A 2,721-nucleotide genomic window follows, 5' to 3' on the forward strand; every position below is an offset into this window, starting at 1 on the left:
GAGTTAATGTCGTTGAATGGTTTTAAGGAAGTAGTGACAAGCTAGCTTCCCATTGCTAAGATTGGATTGCGAGGTCTCAATCGTAGCAATAAATGCACCGATTCAGATTAGCAGAGCCGAAGTGATGTCACAATCATTTCGGCTCTGTGTCTTCTGGAGTATCACAAAAAAATCCTTCTGAATTTCAATTTGCAACGCTCGCCGCAAGGCGTGAACTTGTTTCACGTCGAGGAAGCGGAATTTAGATGATGGTTTATATATAAGCGTTCACACATTACTTTGATAGTAATGCTATTTTTTGTCTCCTTTTAAAAATTCAAATACCACATCTAAATAATACAGGCACGTTGGCGTTGTATACACTTCGGCATTGCCTTGTATATTCACGCGGTGCTTAAGGATTCTCCTTAATAACCTCAACTCTACGAGTTATAAAAATACTACCGCCCTCGCTTTACTCGGTTGGTCAAATCGCCGAACGCCACAAAACAAGTTTGTGTCTTTCAGCGATTTAACAATGAAAACACCAATTATCATAAGTGGTTGAAAGGGGATATTTGATGAAGTGGATTACACATAAAGAATTACATGATGAATTCCTCAAAGATTCGAAATACAGGGTTGCTTATGAAGCAGAGCTTAAAAATCCAGAACCTGACTATCAGATCATTTTCCATCATGATGACGGTACAGAAGAGGTGGTTTTTGATGCCCAGAATGGTAATCTTCAGGAGGAATGATTAGCTTCAAATGAGAGGATTTATATTAAGTTTTTTCATAAAAACGTTATGCGGAAGATACATTGATTGAGGGATTTCATGAGTAGTGAATATGAGGAATATGCAAAGTGGGAAGAAAGGAAGGCTAATATCGCAGTGGGTCGACATCCTAATGCACCGTCTGGTTCTGTTGCTTTTAGTGAACCATCTAATGGGGAAAAATTAATACGTCAACCTAAGGAAAAACCAATTGTATATAGCGATGAAAATGGCCGAAAGTTTACTGTTTTTTCCGGTCGCAGAGACTATTTCGATGAAGACGATTTATAGGTCATGATTATTATCGAGGTGCTTTCATGGATTATGTCACTGAATTTTTTTTGGATCTTTTGAAAGGTACGCGCAAGACCCATTATGTTAAACGGGCGAGTTTACACCTCAAAACCGCCCGTTAGACGCGCTCAGAACGTCTACAATCGATTTTAAGCACCCAACTCACCCCATAACACCCAAATCCATGCTGAAAGTTTAGAACGGTTTCTGTGCCTTTCTAGTGCATTTTTAACAATGTTTTATTTCAGGTGAAATCATTAACGTAAGGCTTAAAACAATCCATATTTATAATTGTTATTTTTTACTTTTGATAAATTTATAAAACGGGGCTTCACTAACGTAAAAACCAGAGTGGCTGATTTCATCCATGATGCTAGACCAACTTTTACCTTGTTTTTTTAATTCCATAATCTCGTCATAGATGTGATCGAGGAGCTCATTTGTTGTCGCTTTAGGATGCTCGGTCATAAAACTTTTTATTTTTTCAATCATTCTACTGCCTTGATTTTTGGCTGATATTTAATTAACTCTGTCAATTATAGAGCACTAAATTAACGGAATCATGAAAAATTTCTTATTTTTTTAAAGTGATATAGCGTAATGAGATGAAAAAATAGAAAGGGTAGATAATGATGGATGTAAAACGCCACACAAGAGACTTGTAGCGTTTAACATAAAAGGGATTGTATGAATCAATTTTAGCTAGAGTTTAAGGTTGTTCAAATTAATGTACAATGATTGCACTGTATAAATAACCAGGTGTAGCATGTATGGAAAAGCACTTTATCAATGAAAAGTTTTCACGAGATCAATTTACGGGGAATAGAGTTAAAAATATTGCCTTTTCAAATTGTGATTTTTCAGGGGTTGATTTAACTGATACTGAATTTGTTGATTGTAGTTTTTACGACAGGAATAGCTTGGAAGGGTGTGATTTTAATAGAGCCAAACTAAAAAACGCTAGCTTTAAAAGCTGCGATTTATCAATGAGTAATTTTAAAAACATTAGCGCCTTAGGTCTTGAAATTAGTGAGTGTTTAGCTCAAGGAGCTGATTTTCGAGGGGCTAATTTTATGAATATGATAACTACAAGGTCATGGTTTTGTAGTGCTTATATAACCAAGACAAATCTTAGTTACGCTAATTTTTCTAGAGTCATATTAGAAAAGTGCGAACTGTGGGAAAATCGCTGGAATGGCACTGTGATAACTGGCGCCGTGTTTCGTGGCTCCGATCTTTCTTGTGGGGAGTTTTCATCGTTTGATTGGTCTTTGGCTGATTTTACTGGTTGTGATTTAACGGGTGGGGCGCTTGGCGAGCTTGATGCAAGGCGAATTAATTTAGATGGAGTGAAGTTGGATGGAGAGCAGGCGCTTCAGCTTGTTGAGAGTTTAGGTGTTATTGTTCACCGATAAAATCTAGGTAAAAAACGCCTAATGCCCCAATGTGGTACTAATCAAAACGGAGCGAAGCGACATCTTCATCTTGTCTTTGCTTTTCTCCATGATCAGTTATTGGGTCATGGTCTCTTAGCTCGTTAATCTGGCTAAGTTTGGTTAGGTTGGGCTTCTTTCGACACTTCGCAATCCAAGAAATCCCTAGTCCGTTGATTGGTGCTCTTATCAGGTACGCACTGTAATCTTTCGATACCGCAGCGTGATTCGGAGGT

The 2,721-nt window shown here is 37.7% G+C and carries 4 protein-coding genes; 3 read left to right on the forward strand and 1 reads right to left on the reverse strand.

The window, feature by feature from the left end; translation table 11 throughout:
• Nucleotides 1-560: 560 nt before the first annotated feature.
• Nucleotides 561-740, forward strand: coding sequence for a hypothetical protein (locus tag PSF16_RS16505; RefSeq protein ID WP_196564045.1), 180 nt, complete (start codon nt 561-563; stop codon nt 738-740).
• A gap of 78 nt (nt 741-818) precedes the next feature.
• Nucleotides 819-1,049, forward strand: coding sequence for a hypothetical protein (locus tag PSF16_RS16510; RefSeq protein ID WP_173150639.1), 231 nt, complete (start codon nt 819-821; stop codon nt 1,047-1,049).
• A 297-nt stretch (nt 1,050-1,346) separates the two neighbouring features.
• Here PSF16_RS16510 and PSF16_RS16515 read toward each other — a convergent pair whose 3' ends face one another.
• Nucleotides 1,347-1,544: a hypothetical protein gene (locus PSF16_RS16515; RefSeq protein WP_272689711.1), complete on the reverse strand. Its 198-nt coding sequence runs from the start codon at nt 1,542-1,544 to the stop codon at nt 1,347-1,349.
• A 278-nt stretch (nt 1,545-1,822) separates the two neighbouring features.
• Between PSF16_RS16515 and PSF16_RS16520 the strand changes: the two genes are divergently transcribed.
• The gene (locus PSF16_RS16520) at nt 1,823-2,467 is read left to right on the forward strand and encodes a quinolone resistance pentapeptide repeat protein QnrD1 (RefSeq protein ID WP_012634451.1); all 645 of its coding nucleotides are present in this window, start codon (nt 1,823-1,825) and stop codon (nt 2,465-2,467) included.
• Nucleotides 2,468-2,721 lie beyond the last annotated feature (254 nt).

Source organism: Providencia sp. PROV033, assembly GCF_028484855.1.
Lineage (GTDB): Bacteria > Pseudomonadota > Gammaproteobacteria > Enterobacterales > Enterobacteriaceae > Providencia > Providencia alcalifaciens.